Origin of the sequence: Haloarchaeobius sp. FL176, assembly GCF_024609245.1 — an archaeon.
In the GTDB taxonomy this organism is placed as follows: domain Archaea; phylum Halobacteriota; class Halobacteria; order Halobacteriales; family Natrialbaceae; genus Haloarchaeobius.
Genome location: NZ_JANJYH010000003.1, coordinates 253,217 through 272,379, shown reverse-complemented (window position 1 = coordinate 272,379; position 19,163 = coordinate 253,217). Strand labels below are relative to the sequence as shown.

The 19,163-nt window shown below is 67.9% G+C and carries 23 protein-coding genes; 13 read left to right on the top strand and 10 right to left on the bottom strand.

The genetic code is table 11. The features are described from left to right. Positions 1–3 precede the first annotated feature (3 nt). Complete coding sequence (gene lonB / locus NO978_RS07545; RefSeq protein WP_257298937.1) at positions 4–2,175, bottom strand: ATP-dependent protease LonB; 2,172 nt, start codon at positions 2,173–2,175, stop codon at positions 4–6. Positions 2,176–2,341: 166 nt separating this feature from the next. On the opposite strand from lonB, the gene NO978_RS07540 reads away from it, so the two are divergent. Continuing rightward, positions 2,342–2,860: a nicotinamide-nucleotide adenylyltransferase gene (locus NO978_RS07540; RefSeq protein WP_257298936.1), complete on the top strand. Its 519-nt coding sequence runs from the start codon at positions 2,342–2,344 to the stop codon at positions 2,858–2,860. A gap of 6 nt (positions 2,861–2,866) precedes the next feature. On the opposite strand, the gene NO978_RS07535 is transcribed toward NO978_RS07540, so the two are convergent. Continuing rightward, a complete protein-coding gene (locus NO978_RS07535; RefSeq protein WP_257298935.1) occupies positions 2,867–3,349 on the bottom strand; it encodes a hypothetical protein in 483 nt (160 codons plus the stop codon). Positions 3,350–3,464: 115 nt separating this feature from the next. On the opposite strand from NO978_RS07535, the gene NO978_RS07530 reads away from it, so the two are divergent. Both NO978_RS07530 and NO978_RS07525 read left to right on the top strand, forming a co-directional pair. Beyond that, positions 3,465–4,262, top strand: a complete 798-nt coding sequence (locus NO978_RS07530; RefSeq protein ID WP_257298933.1) for an S-adenosyl-l-methionine hydroxide adenosyltransferase family protein — start codon at positions 3,465–3,467, stop codon at positions 4,260–4,262. After that, positions 4,256–4,867 (top strand): trimeric intracellular cation channel family protein, encoded by a 612-nt coding sequence (locus tag NO978_RS07525; protein WP_257298932.1) that lies wholly within the window; start codon positions 4,256–4,258, stop codon positions 4,865–4,867. The genes NO978_RS07530 and NO978_RS07525 overlap by 7 nt, the downstream gene beginning before the upstream one ends. A 16-nt stretch (positions 4,868–4,883) precedes the next feature. Here NO978_RS07525 and NO978_RS07520 read toward each other — a convergent pair whose 3' ends face one another. Beyond that, complete coding sequence (locus NO978_RS07520; protein ID WP_257298931.1) at positions 4,884–6,221, bottom strand: APC family permease; 1,338 nt, start codon at positions 6,219–6,221, stop codon at positions 4,884–4,886. Positions 6,222–6,319: 98 nt separating this feature from the next. Here NO978_RS07520 and NO978_RS07515 point away from each other — a divergent pair, with 98 nt between their 5' ends. Then, the gene (locus tag NO978_RS07515) at positions 6,320–6,904 is read left to right on the top strand and encodes a TIGR02587 family membrane protein (protein ID WP_257298930.1); all 585 of its coding nucleotides are present in this window, start codon (positions 6,320–6,322) and stop codon (positions 6,902–6,904) included. Positions 6,905–6,982: 78 nt separating this feature from the next. Here NO978_RS07515 and thsA read toward each other — a convergent pair whose 3' ends face one another. Beyond that, on the bottom strand, positions 6,983–8,545 hold the full coding sequence (gene thsA / locus NO978_RS07510) for a thermosome subunit alpha (RefSeq protein WP_257299145.1): 1,563 nt from the start codon (positions 8,543–8,545) through the stop codon (positions 6,983–6,985). A gap of 281 nt (positions 8,546–8,826) precedes the next feature. Between thsA and NO978_RS07505 the strand changes: the two genes are divergently transcribed. After that, positions 8,827–9,651: an amidohydrolase family protein gene (locus NO978_RS07505; protein WP_257298929.1), complete on the top strand. Its 825-nt coding sequence runs from the start codon at positions 8,827–8,829 to the stop codon at positions 9,649–9,651. On the opposite strand, the gene NO978_RS07500 is transcribed toward NO978_RS07505, so the two are convergent. Both NO978_RS07500 and NO978_RS07495 read right to left on the bottom strand, forming a co-directional pair. Next, positions 9,648–10,565, bottom strand: coding sequence for a glycosyltransferase family A protein (locus NO978_RS07500; RefSeq protein ID WP_257298928.1), 918 nt, complete (start codon positions 10,563–10,565; stop codon positions 9,648–9,650). The two genes, NO978_RS07505 and NO978_RS07500, sit on opposite strands and share 4 nt — an antisense overlap. Before the next feature lie 59 nt (positions 10,566–10,624). Beyond that, positions 10,625–11,332: a class I SAM-dependent methyltransferase gene (locus NO978_RS07495; RefSeq protein WP_257298927.1), complete on the bottom strand. Its 708-nt coding sequence runs from the start codon at positions 11,330–11,332 to the stop codon at positions 10,625–10,627. 92 nt (positions 11,333–11,424) lie between these two features. Between NO978_RS07495 and NO978_RS07490 the strand changes: the two genes are divergently transcribed. Then, positions 11,425–11,568 (top strand): DUF6510 family protein, encoded by a 144-nt coding sequence (locus NO978_RS07490; protein ID WP_257298926.1) that lies wholly within the window; start codon positions 11,425–11,427, stop codon positions 11,566–11,568. A 45-nt stretch (positions 11,569–11,613) separates the two neighbouring features. Here the strand turns inward: NO978_RS07490 and NO978_RS07485 are convergent, their stop codons facing one another. Then, positions 11,614–12,015 carry a PPOX class F420-dependent oxidoreductase gene (locus tag NO978_RS07485; RefSeq protein WP_257298925.1) on the bottom strand — a complete coding sequence of 134 codons (402 nt, stop codon included), beginning with the start codon at positions 12,013–12,015 and terminating at the stop codon, positions 11,614–11,616. A gap of 135 nt (positions 12,016–12,150) precedes the next feature. Between NO978_RS07485 and NO978_RS07480 the strand changes: the two genes are divergently transcribed. Genes NO978_RS07480 through NO978_RS07465 form a run of 4 tightly spaced genes read left to right on the top strand, consistent with a single transcriptional unit; the run spans position 12,151 to position 14,253 of the window. Beyond that, positions 12,151–12,432 (top strand): helix-turn-helix domain-containing protein, encoded by a 282-nt coding sequence (locus NO978_RS07480; RefSeq protein ID WP_089731466.1) that lies wholly within the window; start codon positions 12,151–12,153, stop codon positions 12,430–12,432. 40 nt (positions 12,433–12,472) lie between these two features. Beyond that, complete coding sequence (locus NO978_RS07475; RefSeq protein WP_369684119.1) at positions 12,473–13,252, top strand: MBL fold metallo-hydrolase; 780 nt, start codon at positions 12,473–12,475, stop codon at positions 13,250–13,252. Beyond that, positions 13,216–13,539 (top strand): hypothetical protein, encoded by a 324-nt coding sequence (locus NO978_RS07470; RefSeq protein ID WP_257298924.1) that lies wholly within the window; start codon positions 13,216–13,218, stop codon positions 13,537–13,539. Before NO978_RS07475 ends, NO978_RS07470 begins: the two co-directional genes overlap by 37 nt. 51 nt (positions 13,540–13,590) lie before the next feature. Next, the gene (locus tag NO978_RS07465; RefSeq protein ID WP_257298923.1) at positions 13,591–14,253 is read left to right on the top strand and encodes a YkgJ family cysteine cluster protein; all 663 of its coding nucleotides are present in this window, start codon (positions 13,591–13,593) and stop codon (positions 14,251–14,253) included. On the opposite strand, the gene NO978_RS07460 is transcribed toward NO978_RS07465, so the two are convergent. The 3 genes from NO978_RS07460 to NO978_RS07450 form a co-directional block, all read right to left on the bottom strand. Continuing rightward, complete coding sequence (locus NO978_RS07460) at positions 14,250–14,651, bottom strand: TRAM domain-containing protein (protein ID WP_257298922.1); 402 nt, start codon at positions 14,649–14,651, stop codon at positions 14,250–14,252. The genes NO978_RS07465 and NO978_RS07460 overlap by 4 nt on opposite strands. An 81-nt stretch (positions 14,652–14,732) precedes the next feature. Beyond that, positions 14,733–16,454, bottom strand: a complete 1,722-nt coding sequence (locus NO978_RS07455) for a radical SAM protein (RefSeq protein WP_257298921.1) — start codon at positions 16,452–16,454, stop codon at positions 14,733–14,735. Between the two features lie 51 nt (positions 16,455–16,505). Then, positions 16,506–17,393, bottom strand: coding sequence for a DUF429 domain-containing protein (locus NO978_RS07450; protein ID WP_257298920.1), 888 nt, complete (start codon positions 17,391–17,393; stop codon positions 16,506–16,508). Between the two features lie 150 nt (positions 17,394–17,543). Here NO978_RS07450 and NO978_RS07445 point away from each other — a divergent pair, with 150 nt between their 5' ends. The 3 genes from NO978_RS07445 to NO978_RS07435 are packed head-to-tail and all read left to right on the top strand — an operon-like array spanning position 17,544 to position 19,131. Beyond that, a complete protein-coding gene (locus tag NO978_RS07445; RefSeq protein WP_257298919.1) occupies positions 17,544–17,702 on the top strand; it encodes a hypothetical protein in 159 nt (52 codons plus the stop codon). Continuing rightward, on the top strand, positions 17,699–18,205 hold the full coding sequence (locus NO978_RS07440; RefSeq protein ID WP_257298918.1) for an Hsp20/alpha crystallin family protein: 507 nt from the start codon (positions 17,699–17,701) through the stop codon (positions 18,203–18,205). Before NO978_RS07445 ends, NO978_RS07440 begins: the two co-directional genes overlap by 4 nt. 59 nt (positions 18,206–18,264) lie before the next feature. Continuing rightward, positions 18,265–19,131, top strand: coding sequence for a hypothetical protein (locus NO978_RS07435; RefSeq protein WP_257298917.1), 867 nt, complete (start codon positions 18,265–18,267; stop codon positions 19,129–19,131). Positions 19,132–19,163 lie beyond the last annotated feature (32 nt).

The window sequence follows — 19,163 nt, the reverse complement described above, 5'->3', positions numbered from 1 at the left end:
CGGTTACTGCGGGCTCGGGGAGCCACCGCGGCCGATGTCGTGCTCCAGCGCGGAGCCCGTGATCGACTTCAGCCGGTCGACCAGCGAGTCCTTGTCGGGCTCGCCGGCCAGCGCCACGTCAAGCACCTCGCTGATGTGGCTGACCGGGATGATCTCGATCTGGTCCTTGTACTCGTCCTCGATCATCACGTCCTGCTCGTTCGCCTTCGGGATGATGACCCGGTCGAGGCCGGACTTCGCGGCCGCCTCGATCTTGTGGGTCACGCCGCCGACGGGCAGCACGTCGCCACGGACCGACAGCGAGCCGGTCATGGCGAGGTCCTGCGCGACGGGCATGTCCTCCAGCGCGGAGATGACGGCGGTCGCGACCGTGATGGACGCGGAGTCGCCGTCGACGCCCTGCTGGCCCGCCTGCACGAACTGGATGTGGATGTCCTTCTCAGAGATGTCCTCGTCGGAGAACTTCTTGATGATGGCGGAGACGTTCTGGACTGCCTCCTCGGCCATCTCCTGCAGCTTCCCGGTGGCGATGACCTGTCCGGGGCCCTGCGAGGGTGCGACCTCGGCCATGACGGGGAGGACGATACCGGAGTCCTCGCCCATGACCGCGAGACCGTTGACGCGGCCGACCACGTCGCCCTCGGAGACGGTCATCTCGTAGTCCTTGCGGCGCTCGATGTAGTTGTCGGCGAGCTGCTGCTCGATGCCACGGGAGCGACGCTTGGCCTGGATGACGTCGTCGCGCGTGGTCTCCTCGCGGTTCTCGCCGCGGGCGATGTCGCCGGCGACGCGGACGAGTCCGCCGAGGCTGCGGAGTTCGAGCGTGAGGTGGCCCTTCCGGCCCGAGCGACGCTTCGCTTCGAGGATGACCTCCTCTGCCGCGTCGCGGGTGAAGTGCGGGAGCCGCCCGTCGTTCTCGACCTCCTGTGCGATGAACCGGGTGTACTTCCGGCGCATCTCGGGGGTGTCCTCGATGGTGTCGTCCATGTACACCTCGTACCCGTAACCCTTGATACGGCTGCGGAGCGCGGGGTGCATGTTCTCCATCGCGTCGAGGTTCCCGGCCGCGACCATCACGAAGTCACAGGGGACCGGCTCGGTCTGGACCATCGCGCCCGAGGAGCGCTCGGACTGGCCGGTGATGCCGAACTCGCCCTCCTGGATGGCCGTCATCAGCTTCTGCTGGCTGCGGACGTCGAGCGTGTTGATCTCGTCGACGAACAGCACGCCCTTGTTGGCCTTGTGGATGGCACCGGGCTCGACGCGGTCGTGGCTCGGCGTCTCCATCCCACCGGACTGGAACGGGTCGTGCCGAACGTCGCCCAGCAGCGCGCCGGCGTGTGCGCCCGTCGCGTCCTCGAACCGCGCGGTCTGCTGCTCGGCGTTGTTCACGATGAGGTTCGGAATCATCGAGTCCGTCGAGCGGCCGGAGTAGCGGAACGCGAGGTATACCACACCGGCCGCGAGGATACCCAGCAGGAGGCTGCGGGTGACCACGGCGTAGACGAGGACCACTGCCATGATGATGAGCATCAGGAACGAGCGCATCTGGTTGCGCTTCCTGGCCTCGTCCTTGTACGCCTCGATGATCTGGTCGCCCTTGCCCGCGGGGACCGTGCGGACCTTCGGCTCGTTGCCGTCGTCCGGGTTGTGGTAGACGAGGATGTCCTGAAGGTCCTCCTTCGGGAGGAGCTGCGACATCGCCTTCGCGAGCATCGACTTCCCGGTACCCGGGGAGCCGATCATCATCACGTGACGGCGCTGCTTGGCCGCCTTCTTGACGATGTCGCGGGCGTCGTCCTGCCCGATGACCTGGTCGACGAGGCGGTCGGGCACTTCGATCCCGTCCGTGGAGTCGACTTTCAGGCCGCCGAGGAGGTCGTCTTCGGCGATATCCTCGTCGATTTCTGCTCCCAGGTCGACCTCGACGTCGCTACCGAGGCGGTCGATGTCGGGACCCTCGTCGTCGAGTGTCCCGTCGTCGTCGGTGCCATCCTCGATGGTCACGTCGTGGAGGCCACCGTCGTCCGGCGACCCATCGTCCTGCGGAGCCACCGGCTCGAACCCCTCTTCGTCGTCGGGGGCGTGGGAATCGTCACTTTCGGGCTCCCGCTCGCCGACTGTCTCTTCGACCGTCGGCGGGGGGCCGTCGTTGGGGTCACTATCGTTACTCATGAAACGAGTTGCTACCTGAATTCTGGTGTTTTGTACTGATATACTTTCCCCCTTCTGAAGTCGTCGACGCACGACCGAAAACAGCAGACTCAGCCCTCGAGAAGCGCTGATACGGCGTCGGGGATGTCTCGCCACCCTTATAAACAAACGGGCCGACGGGTTCGCCATGAGGCGGGGATTCTACATCGGCCGGTTCCAGCCGTACCACAACGGCCACCACAGCATGGTCGAGACCATCGCCGACGAGGTCGACGAGCTCGTCCTCGGCATCGGGAGCGCGGGCGACTCCCACTCCGAGCACGACCCGTTCACCGCTGGCGAGCGCATCATGATGCTCAGGAAGTCGCTCGTCGACTCGGACCTCGTCACCTACGCCGTCCCAATCGAGGACCTGGAGCGCAACTCCGTCTGGGTGAGCCACGTCCAGAGCATGTCCCCGACGTTCGACGTGGCGTACTCGAACAACCCGCTCGTCATCAGACTGTTCGAGGAGGCCGGTATCGAGGTGCGCCAGTCGCCGATGTTCAACCGTGACGTGCTGGAGGGCTCGGAGGTCCGCGAACGCATGGTCGAGGGCGACGACTGGGAGTCGCTCGTCCCCGACGCCTGCGAGGAGGTCATCCGCGAGATCGACGGCGTCGGTCGTATCCAGATGGTCGCCGACTCGGACACGAACGGGGAGTAGTCGCAGTCACGGCGGGCCGAGCCGTTCGGTCGCGTTGCTGAAGTTGAGAACCCGTTCTTCGCTTGCTGTGGTCGGACCCTCATTTCGGCAACGTTCGTCCGTCTCGGGATCGAACTCCCAGTCCTCGTCGACGTCGTCGTAGATCCCGACTCTCACCCTGTGGGTGCCGTTCAGCGTTCTGTCGAGTTCGAAGTCGATATAATCCGCGGCGACGCCGTACTCGTCGGTCGATTCTGGTTGGACAGCGACCGGCGACCCGTCGACGAACAGTACGACGACGACGTCGTTCTCGGGTTGGATAGCGTAGTTGACGAAGACGCTGGACGGGGACCCGTCGTCGGCACCGACGATGCCGATTGGATACAGCCCCTCGGTGCAACCGTCGTCCGTGGTGGTGGGTGTTCGCGTCTCCGTCGCCGACTCGCCCAGCGAACCGCACCCGGCGAGCAGGACGCAGGCGACGAGGACGAGTGCGGGGACCCGGTGCATGGACGGTGATTCTACACCGAGGTACAAAAAATTCGGCTGGGAGATCTCTGTACGGAATTCCTGACCGTCGCCGACACCACCACAGTTATTCTCCCGCGTCGGCCAGAGTTGACCGATGATAACGCTCTCGTCGGACTTCGGCTCGCCGTACCCCGCGGCGATGCGCGGCGTCATCCTCGACCGCTGCGACGCGCGGCTGGTCGACGTGAGCCACGAGTTCCCGCGCCACGACGTGCGCGCGACGGCGTTCTGGCTGCGAGAGACGCTGCCGTACTTCCCGCCGGCGGTCCACTGCGTCGTTGTCGACCCCGGCGTCGGGACGGACCGCGACGCCATCGTGGTCCGTGTAGGGCGACACGCCCTCGTCGCGCCGGACAACGGGGTCGTGCTGCCCGTGGCGCGGGCGCTCGCCGGCCTCGACCCCGGCGAGTCGCTCGCGGACGCGACGCACCAGACGGTCGAGGCGTACATCGTCGACGACGCCGACGCTGCCTCCAGCACGTTCCACGGGCGAGACGTGTTCGCGCCGGCAGTGGCGCGGGTTCACGAGGTCGGCGTCGCCGCAGTCGGCGGGATGGCGGGCGTCGAGACTGCCGACCTCGACGCGCTCGTGGACTGCGAGCTGCCGGCCGCGACCGTCGAGGGTGACCGTGCCGAGGGGGAGGTGCTGGTCGTGGACGACTTCGGTAACGCGGTGACGAACGTCCCCGGCGGCTTCCTCGCGGACGCGGACGCGGTGACAGTGAACGGCGAGCGCGTCCCGGCCGGCGAGACGTTCGCGGCGGTTCCCGAGGGCACACAGCTGGTCACGGTCGGGAGCCACGGCAACGTCGAGTGCGACGTGAACCGCGGGCGGGGCGACGAGGCGTTCGGACTCGCGCCGGGCGACGAGGTGACCGTCGAGCGATGCTGACGCCCTTCGCGGCGATGAACGCCATCGGCACGGTCGCGTTCGGCGTCGCCGGCGCGTCGAAGGGCGTCGACGCCGACCTCGACTACCTCGGCGTGACCGTGCTCGGCGTGGTGACGGCGCTGGGAGGTGGTATTACCCGCGACCTGCTGGTCGGACGCGTCCCCTCGGCGCTGACAGCCGAGACGGACGTGCTGCTCGCGCTCGCCGGCGTCGGATTCGCCATCGCGCTCGTCCGGGCCGAGCGAGGGAGCATCGCGGACTCGCCGCTGCTGACGATTCCGGACGCCATCGGGCTGGCGGCGTTCACCGCGACCGGGGCCATCGTCGGGGTCGAGAGCGGCCTGTCCCCGTTCGGCGTCGTCGTCTGTGCGACGCTGACCGGCGTCGGTGGCGGGGCACTCCGTGACCTGCTCGCCCAGGAGGTCCCGTTCGTCCTCCACGAGGACTTCTACGCGACGTGTGCTATCGCGGGCGGCACCGTGTTCTGGGTGCTCTGGACTGTCGAGGTCGCCCCGCCGTGGCCGACCGCCGCCTGCGTCGCCGTCGCACTCGGGCTCCGACTCGTCGCGATGCGGCGGGGCTGGTCGCTGCCGACGGTCGACTGAACGTCGCCGACGAGCCCTACACGAGCGATTCGACCATTGCGGCCTCCTCCTCGACCAGGTCACGCTCGAAGTACAGCAGTTCGAGCCCCAGCACGACGACCGCGAGCACGAGCACCAGCCAGAACGTCGGTCGTTCCGCCCGGAAGAGGTGATAGAACAGCAGCGGGAGGAAGCTGGCCGCGCCGACCAGCCCGAGCGCGGGCGGAACCGGGTTGACGGCGTCGCGGTCGCGCTCGGAGAATGCGATGGCGGACACCACCCCGAACACCGCGATGAACGCCAGCGAGGCGAACGAGGTGACCGCGCCGAGCCCGCCGGAGGCCGCGAACGCGGCGGTCACCGCGCCGAGGACGAGGACGGTCCGGGTCGGGACGCCGTCGGCGTCGCCGTCGCCGATGCGGTCCGGGAGCAGGTCCTCGCTCAACAGCCCCTTCGCGAAGTGCGCCGAGGAGAACAGCGTCGCGTTGATTGCACTCCCGGTCGACAGCAGCGCCGACAGCGAGATGACGACGTAGCCCACCGCGGAGAGTCCCACGGGGCCGAGCATCCGTTCGGCGGCCTTCGCCAGCGCCACGTGGGGGCTCTGCTGGAGTGCCTGCGGTGCGACGTTGACCGTCACCACGGCGACGAGGACGTAGACCAGCACGGCGACCGGGATGGAGATGTACACCGACTCGCGGACCGTGCTGACGGGGTCCTCGATGCTGTCCTGGTCGTAGAACAGCAGCTGCCAGCCCTGGAACGCGACGAACGAGACGGCGGCCGCCATCACCGGGCCGGTCCCGGCGAGCTCGGCGACGCCCGTTTTGACGGGCTGGGGCTCCCACACGCCGAGGAAGACGAGGCCGACGACCCCGAACGCGAACAGGATGGCGACCTTGGCGGCGACGAGTACGACCTCGGTCGTCCCGGTCGCCTGCGCGCCGAGCAGGTTCAGACCGACGAAGCCGGCGACCGCGAGGACGGCAACGACGGGCCGCAGCGAGAGTCCGACGAGCGAGCCGGGAACGACCGCGAAGCCGACGGTGAACTCCGCGAACGCGGAGGCGTACATCGCCATCGACCCCACGTAGCCGAACAGGAGCGTCCAGCCGACCATCCCCGCCGCGGTGTGGTTCCCGACGAACGCCTGGACGAACGTCACGGAGCCGCCGCTGTCGTCGACAATGCTGTTCAGCGCGTTGAACGAGTACGCAGCACAGGTGGCGACCGCTCCAGCGAGGACGAACGCGGCCCAGGTCGCCGGGCCGGTGAGGCGAGCGACCACGCCGAAGACGGCGTAGATACCGCCACCGATCATGCCACCGAGAGCTATAGCGATCGCTCCGGTGCGTTCGAGTTTGGACGCCGACATACCATCGGGAACTAGGACGACTCGTCGGGTAAAAGCCGGGCGTACACACGTTGGCTCGGGGGCAGAGGCTTAACTCCCAGCACCCGTTCGTCCCGGGTATGGGTACGACGGACGACGGTGGAGGTTCGAACGAGGCGGCCCCTGATCCACCGGAGATAGAGACGGTGTTCGAGGAACTCGAGGAACTGGAGGAGCTCGTCGACACCGAGGCGGAGCGCGACCAGGTCAGACAGACGATGCGCACGCTCCGCCGCGCGCGTCAGCCGCGGGTGTTCGGCCGATTCCGTTCCTCATTCGGCCTCCAGGACGCGGGGGAGGCACTGGTCGGGAGCTTCGTCTTCGGCATCCCCATGATCGTCGAAGAGGGCACCTTCGAGATCGCCCAGTACCTCTCGACGCGGCTGCCAGTGCTCGGCGTGACGCTGCTCGTCGGCGTCGCGCTGGTCCTCGGTGTTCTCTACGCGGCGGGGTTCGAGGAGGTCGAGTCGGACCGGCTGTTCGGGGTCGTTCCGGCCCGACTGTTCGGGGTGCTCGGCATCGCGACGGTGACGTCTGTCGTGCTGATGACGGCCTGGGGACGTGTCGACTGGACGACGCCGTGGGTCGCGACGAGCGCCACGGGGCTCACCGCCGTCGTGATGGCGGTCGGGGCGGCGCTCGGGGACGTGGTCTCCGAACCCTGAGGAAGCTCTGGCCGGGCACGCCCCCCATCGCGCGAGCGCTGGCGGTGGTCGTCGCCGAAAAAACGGGTGGTCCGTCGCTCAGTTCGCGGCGATGACGTCGTCGATGCGGAGGATCATCGTCGCGGCCTCGGTGGCGGACTCGACGGCCTCGCGCTTCACGTCGGCGGGGTCGATGATGCCGTAGGCGAGGGGGTCGTCGACGCGGCCGGTCTCACCTTCGCTGATGAGGCCGACGACGTCGCCGTCCTCGTGGCGGGCGCGCAGCGAGACGAGCGCGTCGATTGGGTCCATACCGGTGTTCTCTGCGAGCGTGCGCGGGATGACGTCGATGGCGTCCGCGAACGCCTCGACGGCGAGCTGCTCGCGGCCCTCGATGCCGGCAGCCGCGTCGCGGACCGCGGCGGCGATGGCGAGTTCGGACGCGCCTGCACCGGGGAGGACTTCGCCGGACTCGACGGCGACGCTGACCACGTCGAGCGCATCCTCGAGTGTGCGTTCGAGCTCGTCGACGACGTGCTCGGTGCCGCCGCGGACGAAGACGGTCACGGAGCTTGCGGCCGCGCCGCCCTCGACGAAGGTGAGCTGATCGTCGCCGACACGGCGCACGTCGATGGCCTCGACGTGCCCGAAGTCGGCGTCCGCGAGGTCGTCGAGCGCGCCGACGCGGCGTGCCCCGGTCGCGGTCGCGATGGCGCGGGCGTCGCTGTTCGAGAGGCCCTCGAAGGCGAGGACACCCTCCTCGGCGAGGAACGAGGCGACGCGGCCGTCGATGTCGTCGGTGGAGAAGACGACGTCGACGTCGGCCTCGGCGATGGTCTTCGCGTATTTCCTGAGTTCGGCCTCCTCGGCGTCCATCGCGGCGGTGAGCTGGTCGACGGAGGTGACCTGGTACTCGGCGTCGATGTCGGCCGTACGGACGTCGAGTTCGAGGTCGAGGACGAGCACGTTCGCGTCGGTGACGTGCGTGGGCATCTCGTCGTGGACCGGCTCCTCGTCGACGATGATACCCTCGACGAGCTCGGTCGCGTTCGAGGACGCGCCGACCTTCGTGGTCACGCGCACGTCGTCGCGGCTCACCGTGCCGTCGTCGTCCTCGACGTGGCGGATGGCCGAGACGACCGTCTCCGCGAGCTGGTCGGCGGTCAGGCCGCCGGTCCCCTTGCCGGTCATGCTGGACTCGGCGACCTTGCGGAGCGTGCCGTCGTCGACCGCCGCATCGAGCACCTCGCCGTCGATGGCCTCGAGGGCGATGCGTGCGGCCTCGTGGTAGCCCTCGACGACGGTGGTCGGGTGCACGTCGTTCTCCAGCAGGTCCTCAGCCTGTGCGAGGAGCCGGCCCGCGAGGACGGCCGCGGTGGTGGTGCCGTCGCCGACGGCCTCCTCCTGGCTCTCGGCGACCTCGACGAGCATCTGCGCCGCCGGATGCTCGATGTCCATCTCGGTCAGGATGGTCGCACCGTCGTTCGTGATGACGACGTCGCCGGTCGAGTCGACGAGCATCTTGTCCATGCCGCGCGGTCCGAGCGTGGTCCGTACGGCCTCGGCGACCGCCTTGCCGGCGGTGATGTTCGAGGACTGGGCGTCCCGGCCCTGTGTACGTTGGGAGTCCTCGGCCAGGATGAACGTCGGTCGGTTGCCCATGCCCCGCTGTGCGAAATCTGCTGATGACATGCTGTGAAACCTCGACAGTAGATTGTTTCTTCTTCTATATAATTGTTGTGTATCTATGGCTACGCCTGCTTGCGATTGGCACAAACCTACCAGACGGTATACCGATACCTCGTCGGGTCGGCTGGGCGTTCGGCGGTTGTCGTCCCCAGTGCAGTCAAACTCTTGGGGGACTCGTTCCGCAGTCCGAACCGCGGCAGCGGCCCACCCGCTGACCGGTATCAAGAAATACGAGGGGCCGCAACGGACGGTAGATGCTGGAGCTGGAGCACCGCTTTCGCGTGGTCGACGTCCACGTCCAGCTGCCGACTGACAAGTACGGCTCGGCGGGCCCACACACCACACCGGAGACCGTCGAGCGCGAGATGCAGCAGGCGGGCGTCGTCCGGTCGGTGACGTTCCCGGAGCCGCGACCGGAGGAGGGGCCGTACCTGACCGCGAACAACGCCGTGGCGCGCCACAGCGTCGAGCGGCCGTTCCTCGCGTTCGCGCGGCTGGCGGGGCCGCGTGACCCGGGGTCGAGCGCGTCCAGCCAGCTGCGGAACCTGATGGCGTCGCGCGAGGAGTACCACGCTGGACCGGAAGACGTCGAGCAGTACGCCTACGACGACCGGTTCCACGGCTTCGTCGTCGACCCGCTGCACGACGGGCTCCCGGACGAGTCGGTCGTCGAGGTGCTCGGCGAGGTCGGACTGCCCGTGCTGGTCCGGGCCGGCACGGAGTTCCCACCGGATGCCGTGGCCCAGACGCTGCTCGGTCGCGGCTTCCCGGTCATCCTCGCACACTTCGGCGGCTACCCGCTGGACCGTGAGGCGACCGACCGAACCATCGAGCTGCTCGCGAGCCACGACGACGTGTACGTCGACACGAGCTTCGTCCGGTTCCGCGAGCCGATGGAGCGCGCGCTACTGGAACACCCCGACCGCGTGCTGTTCGGCTCCGGTGCGCCCGCAGTTCACCCGAACGTGGGCGTGATGGAGCTGCTGACGCTGGACGTCTCGGAGGACAAGATGCGTCGTGCGTTCTCGAAGAACGCGGTCCGCGTGGTCGACGGGCTCGCGCCGGAGGCGACGGATTAGTCGGCGCTGCCGGCGACGTCGTACCGACAGACAGCCCGGTCCGCACGCGTGGAGACGCCGTTCGGGTTCCGCCGGGGCGAACGGTCTGCCTTCCGTGCGGCGAGGCCGTCCTTCCCACCGACGACGAGACCTTTCGCGACGGCCCGGCCGCTGCCCAGCCACTCGGACGGTCGTCGGCCCCCGGTGACGACGTCGCGGAGCGACGAGAACCCGTCACCCAGCGCGTCGGCGAGGGTTCGACGCGCCACCGTGGGTCGGATGCCGTAGTTCTTCACCATGCGATATGCGAGCGCACGGTACTTCCACTGCCAGTCCTCGGGTTCGCGCCCGCCGTCGGTCTCGTACTCGCCGCGGACGCACATGTCGCTGTGCCAGTCCACGTCGTACCGCATCACCGCGATCCGGTGGGCGGCGTCGCGGGCACCCCCGGTCTGCAGGTACTCGTCGAAGCCGTCGAGTGCGGTGAGCGCACCGCGCCGGAACGCGGCGTTGTCGCCGTTGAAGTAGGTGATGGAGCGGCCGGCGATGCTGCGTCGCTCCTCGGTCTCGGTGGTCATGCCGGCGGGGACGGTCCGGTGGGTCGGGCCGGTGACGACGTCGGCACCGTCGTCGAACGCCGCGACGAGCCCGTCGTGCCACGACTCCTCGACAGTGAGGTCGTAGCTGACGAACGCGACGACGTCGCCGGTCGCGACCTCGAAGCCCGCGTTCCGTGCGACGTTGATGTTACGCTCGCTGATCTCGACGAGCGTGTCGACGTCGTTCCGTGCCCTGACCATCCCGGTCGTGCCGTCGGACGAGGGGCCGTTGACGACCACGACCTCGGCCGACGGGGCGACGCTCGAGAGCGCGTCGAGCGAGGTGTGGAGTCGGTCCCGACCGTTCAGGGTCGGAACGACCACCGAGAGGTCCATGTTCGACCCATACCGTACCGATAGTTAAAAACAGGTATGACGCCCAGCCAATCTGTCTTTCATTCGACTCTCGACTTCCAGTACGAAACGGAGGCGAGACGCTCGACACCCGGTACGCCCAGGAGACTCGTGTCGGCGGAACGGAACGCCCTTGCGACGCTGCCGGGGATCTGGCGGTAGAATCCGTACGGGAGCACGAAGTCGTGGTTGTCCTGTGCGAGCCGGAGGCCCGCACCCTCCAGCAGGGACTCGACCTCGCCACGGGAGTAGAGCCGCGACCCCATCGGCAGCGCCCAGTTGTAGATACTCCGCGTCGAGAAGCGGTTGAACGTGTCGAAGAACACCAGATCCTTCGAGACGCGCTGCATCTCGGCGAGGAACGACGCCGGCGTGTCGGCGAGATGGAAGAAACGCATCGCCATCACGGCGTCGAAGTGGTCGTCGGGGAACGGCAGGCGCGCGGCGTCGCCGCGCATGAACTCCAGGTGGTCCGCGACCCCGGCGGCCTGGGCCTTCTTCCGACCCTGCTGTAACATCTCGGCGGAGATATCGAGGCCGACGATGTCGGCCCCGCGTTCGGCCAGCATGACGGTGAACCGACCGGTCCCGCAGGCGATCTCGAGCACGTCTTTCCCATCGACCGGGCCGATAGCTTCGAGGACTGCCCGCTTCTCGCGGCGGTCGATGAGGCGACCACCGCCGGAGAAGCGCTTCTCCTCGTACTCCTCGGCGACCTCGGCGGTCTGGTACCACTCCTGGCCCTTCACACTGTCAATTGCTACTTCCTCGGTGGGATAAAACGATGTTGGAGTCGTCCGACAGCACAACTGTCTTGGTTCTTGTGAACATACCACATTGTATGCCCACCTGTGGACACTGCGGCCAGGAGACGCCGGTCGAATCCCTCGTCAGGCACGAGCACGAGACGGGCGTCGTGGTCCACTGCCCCGACTGTAACTGCGTGCTCGGCCGGTACCGCGACCCGAGCGTGCGCTCGCGCTGAGCACTGCAGCCGTCGACCGGCGGGCTGTCGTCTCTCTTTCCAGGCTCAGTTCGCGATGACCGTGTCCGGCCTGATGCGGATGATCACGCGCTCACCGACCTCCTCGCCGCGATTCGGGTACTCGTCGAGGTCCATGTACCGGCCAGCGAGCTCGTCGGCGTGTGCGTCCGCACCCTCGGTCGAGACCGACGCCACCTCACCCTGTACGGAGAGGTACCGGTACGGGTCGTCCGGGTCGGTCATCTCGATGCCGACCTTCGGATTCCGGACCACGTTCCGCTCCTTCTGCCGACCGCGCGCCGTGTTCACGAGCACGTGGTCCGTCTCGGCGTCGTAGTCGACCCAGACCGGCGTCACCTGCGGTGTGCCTTCGGGCATCAGCGTCGCGAAGTGTGCGAACGTCTCCTTCTCGAACAGGTCACGATGTGAGGACGGTATCTCGGCCATACCTCGCGTTCGTCGTGCCGGTGGAAAAGAAGCCGTGTTACAGGCCACCATGACATATTATCACTTAATATTCTCTCAACAATACCTACCCACCTATAGCCAACCCTTAACACGTGGTTCGCGCCTTCGATGTGTATGAGCATGAGTACCGCCGACGACCGTGCAGACGATTCCGAAGAACTCCTCTCCGACGCGGAGTACCGGGAGCGGCTCCGCGAGCTCCCGCCGAGCGCGAAGCTCGTCTCCAAGGTCCTGGAAACGGAGTCGCCGCTCTCACAGGGACAGCTCGCCGAGGAGTCCCTGCTCCCCGACCGCACGGTCCGGTACGCGCTCAACCGGCTCGAGGAGGCCGGCCTCGTCAGCTCGCGGTACAGCTTCCAGGACGCCCGGAAGCAAGTCTACTTCCTCAACTGCTGAGGCCGACTGCTTTTATCGACTGCGGTCCTTCTCACCCGACGTGAGCGACATCGCAACCATTCCGGTCGAGGTGTCGACGCGCGCGCCATCCGGCCGGACGAACACGTATCTGGTCGGCGACGACCCTGCCGTCCTCGTCGACCCTGCTGCGCGGAGCGACGAACTCGACGCTGCCGTCGCGGAGCGCTCGGTCGGGCACATCGTCGTCACACACACGCACCGCGACCACGTCGGCGGGGTCGCCGAGTACGCCGACGAGACGGATGCGACGGTGTGGGCACGCCACGGTCGCACGGACCGGTTCGTCGAGACGACCGGCGTCACGCCCGACGGCACGCTCCGCGACGAGGAGACGCTCCCGGCAACCGACGTGACCGCGGTCGAGACGCCCGGCCACGCAGCCGAACATCTCGCCTTCGAGACCGGCGCGGGCCTCGTCTGTGGCGACCTCGCGGTCGCCGAGGGCAGCGTCGTCGTCGGGCGACCGGAGGGGGACCTCCGTGCGTACCTCGGGAGCCTCCGGCGGGTGTGTGCGCGCGAACCAGACCGGCTCTTTCCGGGACACGGCCCAGCCATCGACGACCCGCCGGCGACCTGCGAGCGACTCATCCAGCACCGACTCGACCGCGAGGAGCGCGTGCTGGCGGCCGTCGAGAGCGGGGCGACCCGTCTCGAATCCGTCCTCGACGCCGCCTACGACAAGGACCTCACCGGCGTCCGCGACCTCGCGCTCCGGACCGTCGAATGCCACCTCTGGAAGCTCACCGTCGAGGGCCGGATTCGGTGGGACGGACGGGAGATCGAGCCCGCCAGCGACTGACAGGTGGACTGATTCCCTCCACCGTCGCATCAATTGAAACACCAATTGGGCCAGGCGAACGACGGACAACGGCCGCAGAAGCGGTCATCGTCCTGCTCTCGTTCGTCGCCCTGCTGGCAATCGTCATCGTGCCGATGCTCTGGGTCTCCCGCGACGCCAGGGTGAACAGCACCCAGAGTGGCGGGATGTGGGCCGCCGTCGCCTTCTTCGCCTGGCCGCTCGTCGTGCTCGTGCTGTCCCTCGTCTTTGCCCGCGAGAAGGGCACTGGCTACCGGAGCCAGCACTAGTGACCGAGCGGCAGTCTTTTCTCCGCGACGCACCGACCATCCGACGACCGGATGGACTCCCTCGAATCGGAACTCGACCGCGCCCGCGACCTCTCGGTCGCCGACCTCGCCGACGCCATCGCCGAGATCGGCTTCGAGTGCACGCGCTGTGGGGCCTGCTGCACTGCCGAGGACGACGACCCCCACACCGCGACGGTGTTCCCGGACGAGGTTCGCGAGCTTCAGGCCGCCACCGACTACGACTTCCGCGACGTGGCCCGGCCGATGCCGTACGGCCTCTCGGAGACCGACGACGGCGTCGTCGAGGGCGAGACGTTCGAGTGGGCGCTCCAGACGGATTCCTGTGGCGACTGCAGCTTCTACGCGGAGGACGACGACGGCATCGGCGCCTGTACCGTCCACGAGGACCGGCCGCTCGTCTGCCAGACGTACCCGTTCAGCGTCGCACTCGCCGGTACGAGCCAGCCGATGGGCGAGGCCGTCGACGAGGCGGGGCTGGTCCGCGCCCACGAGTGCGAGGGGCTCGGGCGCGACATCTCGCGCGAGGACGCCGAGGCGATGGCGGCGACGCTGAAGGAACGGGCGATTCGAGAGCTGGAAGAAGCCATCGGCGTCCGAGACGAGTACGAACCCGCCCAACCACGCTCTGGCGAGGTGGTCGTCCACGACAGCGAGGGTGCAAAACGGCCGGATGGGTCGGCCTACGAGCGCTAGAAGGTGTCCTCGATGATCTCGCCGACCGCAAAGTTGGACTTGACCTCGGTGACCTCTATCTTCACGCGCTCGCCGACGTCCGCACCCGGGACGATGATGACGTAGCCGCGCTCGACGCGGGCGATGCCGTCGCCCTGCTTGCCGATGTCCTCGATCTCGACGTAGCGCGTCTCGCCGATCTCGACCGGCGGCTGCGGCTCCGAGGGGGCCGAATCATGGCTCTCGGTCTCCTGGGTGCTCTCCTCTCGTTCCCGTTCGATGAGGGCGACGCGATACGTCTCGCCGGGCTCCACCGACCCGGTGTCGACCTCCTGGCGCGGTACTTCGACGACGTAGGAACCGTCCTCGACCTCGACCTCCGCACTGAACAGACACAGTAGCTTATCAGATATTTCCACAGTGAACCTCCACCAGAGTACTGGAACGGGTGGGTATTAGAATTACCGTTGCCGAGCGGAATCAAACGGTACGTACCGCACTCAATCAGCGTCGGAGCCGGACAGGCCGCCCGCGTACTTCCGCAGGTCCACGTCGGCGGACACCTCGTCGGGGGAGCCGTACGGTCGGTCGACGACGATGTCGCCCGCGGTCCCCTTCCCGATGCCGGGGATGGCGGTCAGTTCCTTCAGTGACGCCTCGTTGAAGTCGAGCGGGTACGGCACGCCCGTCACGGACCGGTAGCCGTGGCCCACGACGGCCACGTCGATGGTACGGCCGAGTTCGCGCTCGCCCGGCAGGCCCACGAGCAGCGGGTAGGTGCCGAGCTGTCGCCCGAACGTCGTGCCGTCCTCGTGGTACTCGAGGTGGACGTCCGGAAGCACGGTGCCCGGCGGGGCGAGCCGCTGGAGCATCGGGTTGTCGATCTCCTCGCGCACCTGCTGCTTGTAGCGCTTGAACAGCGACTTGTGCTCGTGGGCGATGTGTGCCCCCTCGCTGTTCATCTCCGTCCCCGCGAACGTCATCACCTGCCGGATGTTCACACGGCGGAGCATCAGCCCCGCGTCGTAGACGCGCTGGAGGAACTGCTGGTTCAGCTCGTACGTCTCCTCGCGCTCGTCTTTCAGCCCGTGCAGGAGGTTGATTCCGGGGAGGAGCTTCGGGAGCCGACGCGGCGCGTCCGGGCCGGTCGACGGGCCGGTGCCGGGCTCGTCGCCCGGTCGCCAGCCACCCTCCTCGTTGACGATGCGGACAGCTTCGAAACACTCCTCCGCGGTGACGTTCAGATTGTTCGCCTCCTGTACGACGGGGTCGGCGGATTCGAGCCCGAACGCCGCCGTGTCCCCCGGTGTGTTGTGCTTCGCGATGACGCGGATCCCCTCCCGCGAGAGCTCCGGCCACTCGACAACCGTGATTGGATTCATGTTGTCGAGGTGGAGCGTGCCCAGGTCGGGCGCGACCTCGCGGATGCCGCCGTACAGCTCGCGGAGGGCGTCCGGCTTCGGCTTCTCGCCGTCGCCGCCGTAGGCGAGTATGTCGGCCTGCCGCCCGAGCCGGAAGTGGCGTGCGCCACGGTCGTACAGCTCTCCGACCTCGCGCACGACGGACTCGGGTGGCCGGAACGACGGGTCGCCGTACAGCGGCTCCGTGCAGAAGGAGCAGCGGTAGGGACAGCCCCGCGAGGTCTCCATCTCGCAGATCAGGTACTCGGGGTGGTTCGGGTGCTGCTCGACGACGAACGCGCCCTTCGACCCCCAGCGGTCGATCTCCCGGTTGTCCCGCATCCGGTTGTTGAACCCCTCCAGCCCCGAATCGACGAGGTCGTACGCCGCGGCCTCCACGTCGCCCTTGGCCACGAAGTCGTAGTCGAGGTCGTCGCGCTCGGTCTCGGTCGCGCCGGCGTTCTCGTCGCCCACGCCGAACTTGACGGGGCCGCCCATCAGCGTCGTCCCGTCTGCGGTCCAGGCGATCTCGCGCACCTCGTCCGGCTCGGCGGGCTTCCCGCCGACGTAGCTCCCCGGGACGGTCATCCCGCCCAGGTAGCAGACGAGGTCGGCGTCGGCCACGTCCGCCCAGAGCATCCGGTCGTCGCGCAGCTCGTCGATGGTGTGGTACGTGATTCGCTCCTCGGGGACCCCAGCGTCGACGAGCGCCCCGGCAGTGTACCGGGGGTACGTCGAGATGTACGGCGGTACCCCGAAATGTGCCGGCTCGTCGACGTAGCCGTCGACGATGGTCACGTCGAGCGTGGCGGGGTCAGTCATGGGCCGAGATTGCGTCTCGACGGGGAAGAAGTTGACTACACGCGGTCGGCGTTAGACGTAGATGTAGCCCTCGACGGGGTCGTACTGCTTCTCGTCGGGCTCAAGTGCATCGGCGGAGCGAGTCGCCCGGTGCGTCGCGACCGCGGCGACGACGGCGTCGAGGGCGTCGCCGCCGGGGTTCTCGACGGCCGAATCTCTGACATCGTCGTCGATCCGTACATCCCCGAACTGTACGAGTCCGTCGAGGTTCCGTTCCCGCCGTCGGTCGGCGTTCGTCCCGTCCTTGTATCCCTCACGGCAGAGCCCGAGGCGGTCCAGTGTTCCAGCCGGGTACGCCTCGAGTACGAGTGGTCCATCCGGGTCCCCGAACTCCTCGACCTGCATCGGTGCGACAGTCACGTCGTCCTCAGCAGCCAGCGGTGCGATGACGTTCCCGAGACCGTGGTACGTGATCGACTTCCCGATGATGCCGTACGGGGGCTGTGCGCCGTGTTCCTCGTCGGTGAGGCGCTTACAGTGGACACAGTCCGCAGCTTCGTCTCTGGCGCGCTGGCTCCCCCATGCGCTCAGGTCGTCCGCGGAGCTGATCTCGTTCGGCAGGTCGTCGTCGTCCCAGTCGGGAACCGTGAGCTTGCTGGGGAAGTCCTCGACGTAGCCGTCCCACCTTTGCTCGTCGAGCACGACGCCGGGTAATCCGAACGGGAAGTCGAGGCCGATTGCCGAACTGGCGTCGAGTTCGGTCTGGACGAACGTCACCAACGCCTCGTGTGCCGAATCGCGATCGCTGTCACAGTCCAGTTTCTCGACTAACCGTTCACACGACTCCACGACGGGTGTGTCGTCCTCGACCGTCGCCGTCGCAATCCACGTCTTCTCACCCGCGGTGTCCGCGGCTGACCCGAAGTCCACCCCGTACACCGTCGACGCTGGCCCAGTCATCGCAGACCTCGCCGGAACAGGCCGAGGCTCGCAACGATGGGCAGTGCGGCGGTCCGTGGCGGCGTCTGAATTGTATTCACTTTCTATCAGCAGTACAAAAGGGTTCCGCCCTCCGAAAACTGTTTTCCCCTGACGGCCCAAGGTCCGCTCATGCCCGCGACGATGGAGGTCAGGTGTACGGATACCGACTGCGAGCTCGACATGTTCGAGCTGCACTACACCTACGACATGCCGGACGACGTGACCGTCGAGGAATTCACCTGCCCGTACTGTGGGACGACCGCCGCTCTGGAGGAGATCGAGCTATGACGATCCGCGAGTTCGGGCGCTCGGTCAGCAACAGCGTCCTGCACCAGATCGGACGGGCGTCCTCGCAAGTACAGGAGAACCGCCCGCTCCCGACGGACCTGCTGGAGAGCGACGACGCCTACCTGGCCGTCTTCGACGCCCCGGGGGCGACACACGCCGACATCCAGGTCCGCTACGACGACGGCGCGGTGAAGGTCCGACTCGACCGCTTCCGGGAGTTCTACGAGGGGTTCGACATGCGCATCCCCGGCCGGGGGATGGCGCTCGACGGCCAGGTCCGGCTCCCGACCGACGCGCTGGTCGACGCCGAGTCCGCCACCGCGACGCTCCGCAAGAACGGCACGCTGGAGGTCGAGGTCCCCAAGGCCGTCCCCGACGGGGACGAGGCCGACGACGGCGGCGACACCGTGACCATCGCCGAACCGGACGACGGGACTGACGACTCGAACGACGACAGCGACGGTGGGCCGGAGACGAGCGCGGACGACGCTGCCGAATCGTGAACTCCGCGGGCGACGACGCTTCGGGGGACCGGCCGTTTCTACGGACGAGACGGGGCACGATGCGACGAGCCGCCGGCACGGCGCTCCTCGGGAGCCTCGCCTCGGTCGCCGGCTGCCTCGGCGGCTCCGGTGGCGGCACGTGGGACGCCGACCGCGACGGGAGCCTCCAGCCCTGGCTCTACGACCCCGCGAGCTACCGCGAGGACGTGACCGACTACGTCGTCGGCTACTGGGAGCCCGCGACGTTCGCGGCCAGCCAGGACTCGCTCGGCGAGAGCGCCAGCAGGGTCCAGCGCTACCACGCCGCAGCCCCCGAGGACGTCGAGTTCACGGTCGAACTCGGCGGCGCTAGCGACTCGGGCGGGCTCCCGTACGTCCTCGTCTCGCGGGGGACGTTCGACGCGGAGACGGTCCGGTCGTCGCTCACGAGCGAGTTCGAACGCGTCGGCAGCGTCGACGACCGGCCGCTCTACGGCGACGGCACGGACGCCTTCGCGGTCGTCGCGGACGGCGAGCTGGTGTTCGTCCGCGGTCTCTCGCGTGCCGACGCCGAGACGTACGTCACGGGCTCGCGCTCGTTCGCCAGCGACGACGAACGCCTCGCGACCTTCTTCGACACTGTCGGGGTCGGCGCGAACGCCGGGTTCCGGCTCAGCACCGACGAGTCGGGGACGCCGACGCTGCACGGCCACGCCTACCGCGTCGACGGCGGGACGACGGACGCCCGGGCGATGCGTGTCCCGGGGGTCAGCGAGACTCGCGGCGAGGAGCTTGAATCCTACCTGGGACAGGTCCAGTCGTCGGTGGACCGACTCCGCTCGACCGCGGTCGAGTACGACGACGAGCGCGTGCTACTCGACCTCGAGTTCGCCACCTCGCAGGCCCCTTTCGGCGTCGACCCGCTGTCGAACTTCGGCGTGCGCTGAACGGCACGGTCGACCCGAAGAGTTTTCATCTC

Excerpts from the sequence above, each read along its gene's own strand:
- lonB (WP_257298937.1), bottom strand. The coding sequence starts at position 2,175 with ATGAGTAACGATAGTGACCCCAACGACGGCCCCCCGCCGACGGTCGAA.
- NO978_RS07540 (WP_257298936.1), top strand. The coding sequence starts at position 2,342 with ATGAGGCGGGGATTCTACATCGGCCGGTTCCAGCCGTACCACAACGGC.
- NO978_RS07535 (WP_257298935.1), bottom strand. The coding sequence starts at position 3,349 with ATGCACCGGGTCCCCGCACTCGTCCTCGTCGCCTGCGTCCTGCTCGCC.
- NO978_RS07530 (WP_257298933.1), top strand. The coding sequence starts at position 3,465 with ATGATAACGCTCTCGTCGGACTTCGGCTCGCCGTACCCCGCGGCGATG.
- NO978_RS07525 (WP_257298932.1), top strand. The coding sequence starts at position 4,256 with ATGCTGACGCCCTTCGCGGCGATGAACGCCATCGGCACGGTCGCGTTC.
- NO978_RS07520 (WP_257298931.1), bottom strand. The coding sequence starts at position 6,221 with ATGTCGGCGTCCAAACTCGAACGCACCGGAGCGATCGCTATAGCTCTC.
- NO978_RS07515 (WP_257298930.1), top strand. The coding sequence starts at position 6,320 with ATGGGTACGACGGACGACGGTGGAGGTTCGAACGAGGCGGCCCCTGAT.
- thsA (WP_257299145.1), bottom strand. The coding sequence starts at position 8,545 with ATGGGCAACCGACCGACGTTCATCCTGGCCGAGGACTCCCAACGTACA.
- NO978_RS07505 (WP_257298929.1), top strand. The coding sequence starts at position 8,827 with ATGCTGGAGCTGGAGCACCGCTTTCGCGTGGTCGACGTCCACGTCCAG.
- NO978_RS07500 (WP_257298928.1), bottom strand. The coding sequence starts at position 10,565 with ATGGACCTCTCGGTGGTCGTTCCGACCCTGAACGGTCGGGACCGACTC.
- NO978_RS07490 (WP_257298926.1), top strand. The coding sequence starts at position 11,425 with ATGCCCACCTGTGGACACTGCGGCCAGGAGACGCCGGTCGAATCCCTC.
- NO978_RS07485 (WP_257298925.1), bottom strand. The coding sequence starts at position 12,015 with ATGGCCGAGATACCGTCCTCACATCGTGACCTGTTCGAGAAGGAGACG.
- NO978_RS07480 (WP_089731466.1), top strand. The coding sequence starts at position 12,151 with ATGAGCATGAGTACCGCCGACGACCGTGCAGACGATTCCGAAGAACTC.
- NO978_RS07465 (WP_257298923.1), top strand. The coding sequence starts at position 13,591 with ATGGACTCCCTCGAATCGGAACTCGACCGCGCCCGCGACCTCTCGGTC.
- NO978_RS07455 (WP_257298921.1), bottom strand. The coding sequence starts at position 16,454 with ATGACTGACCCCGCCACGCTCGACGTGACCATCGTCGACGGCTACGTC.
- NO978_RS07450 (WP_257298920.1), bottom strand. The coding sequence starts at position 17,393 with ATGACTGGGCCAGCGTCGACGGTGTACGGGGTGGACTTCGGGTCAGCC.
- NO978_RS07445 (WP_257298919.1), top strand. The coding sequence starts at position 17,544 with ATGCCCGCGACGATGGAGGTCAGGTGTACGGATACCGACTGCGAGCTC.
- NO978_RS07440 (WP_257298918.1), top strand. The coding sequence starts at position 17,699 with ATGACGATCCGCGAGTTCGGGCGCTCGGTCAGCAACAGCGTCCTGCAC.
- NO978_RS07435 (WP_257298917.1), top strand. The coding sequence starts at position 18,265 with ATGCGACGAGCCGCCGGCACGGCGCTCCTCGGGAGCCTCGCCTCGGTC.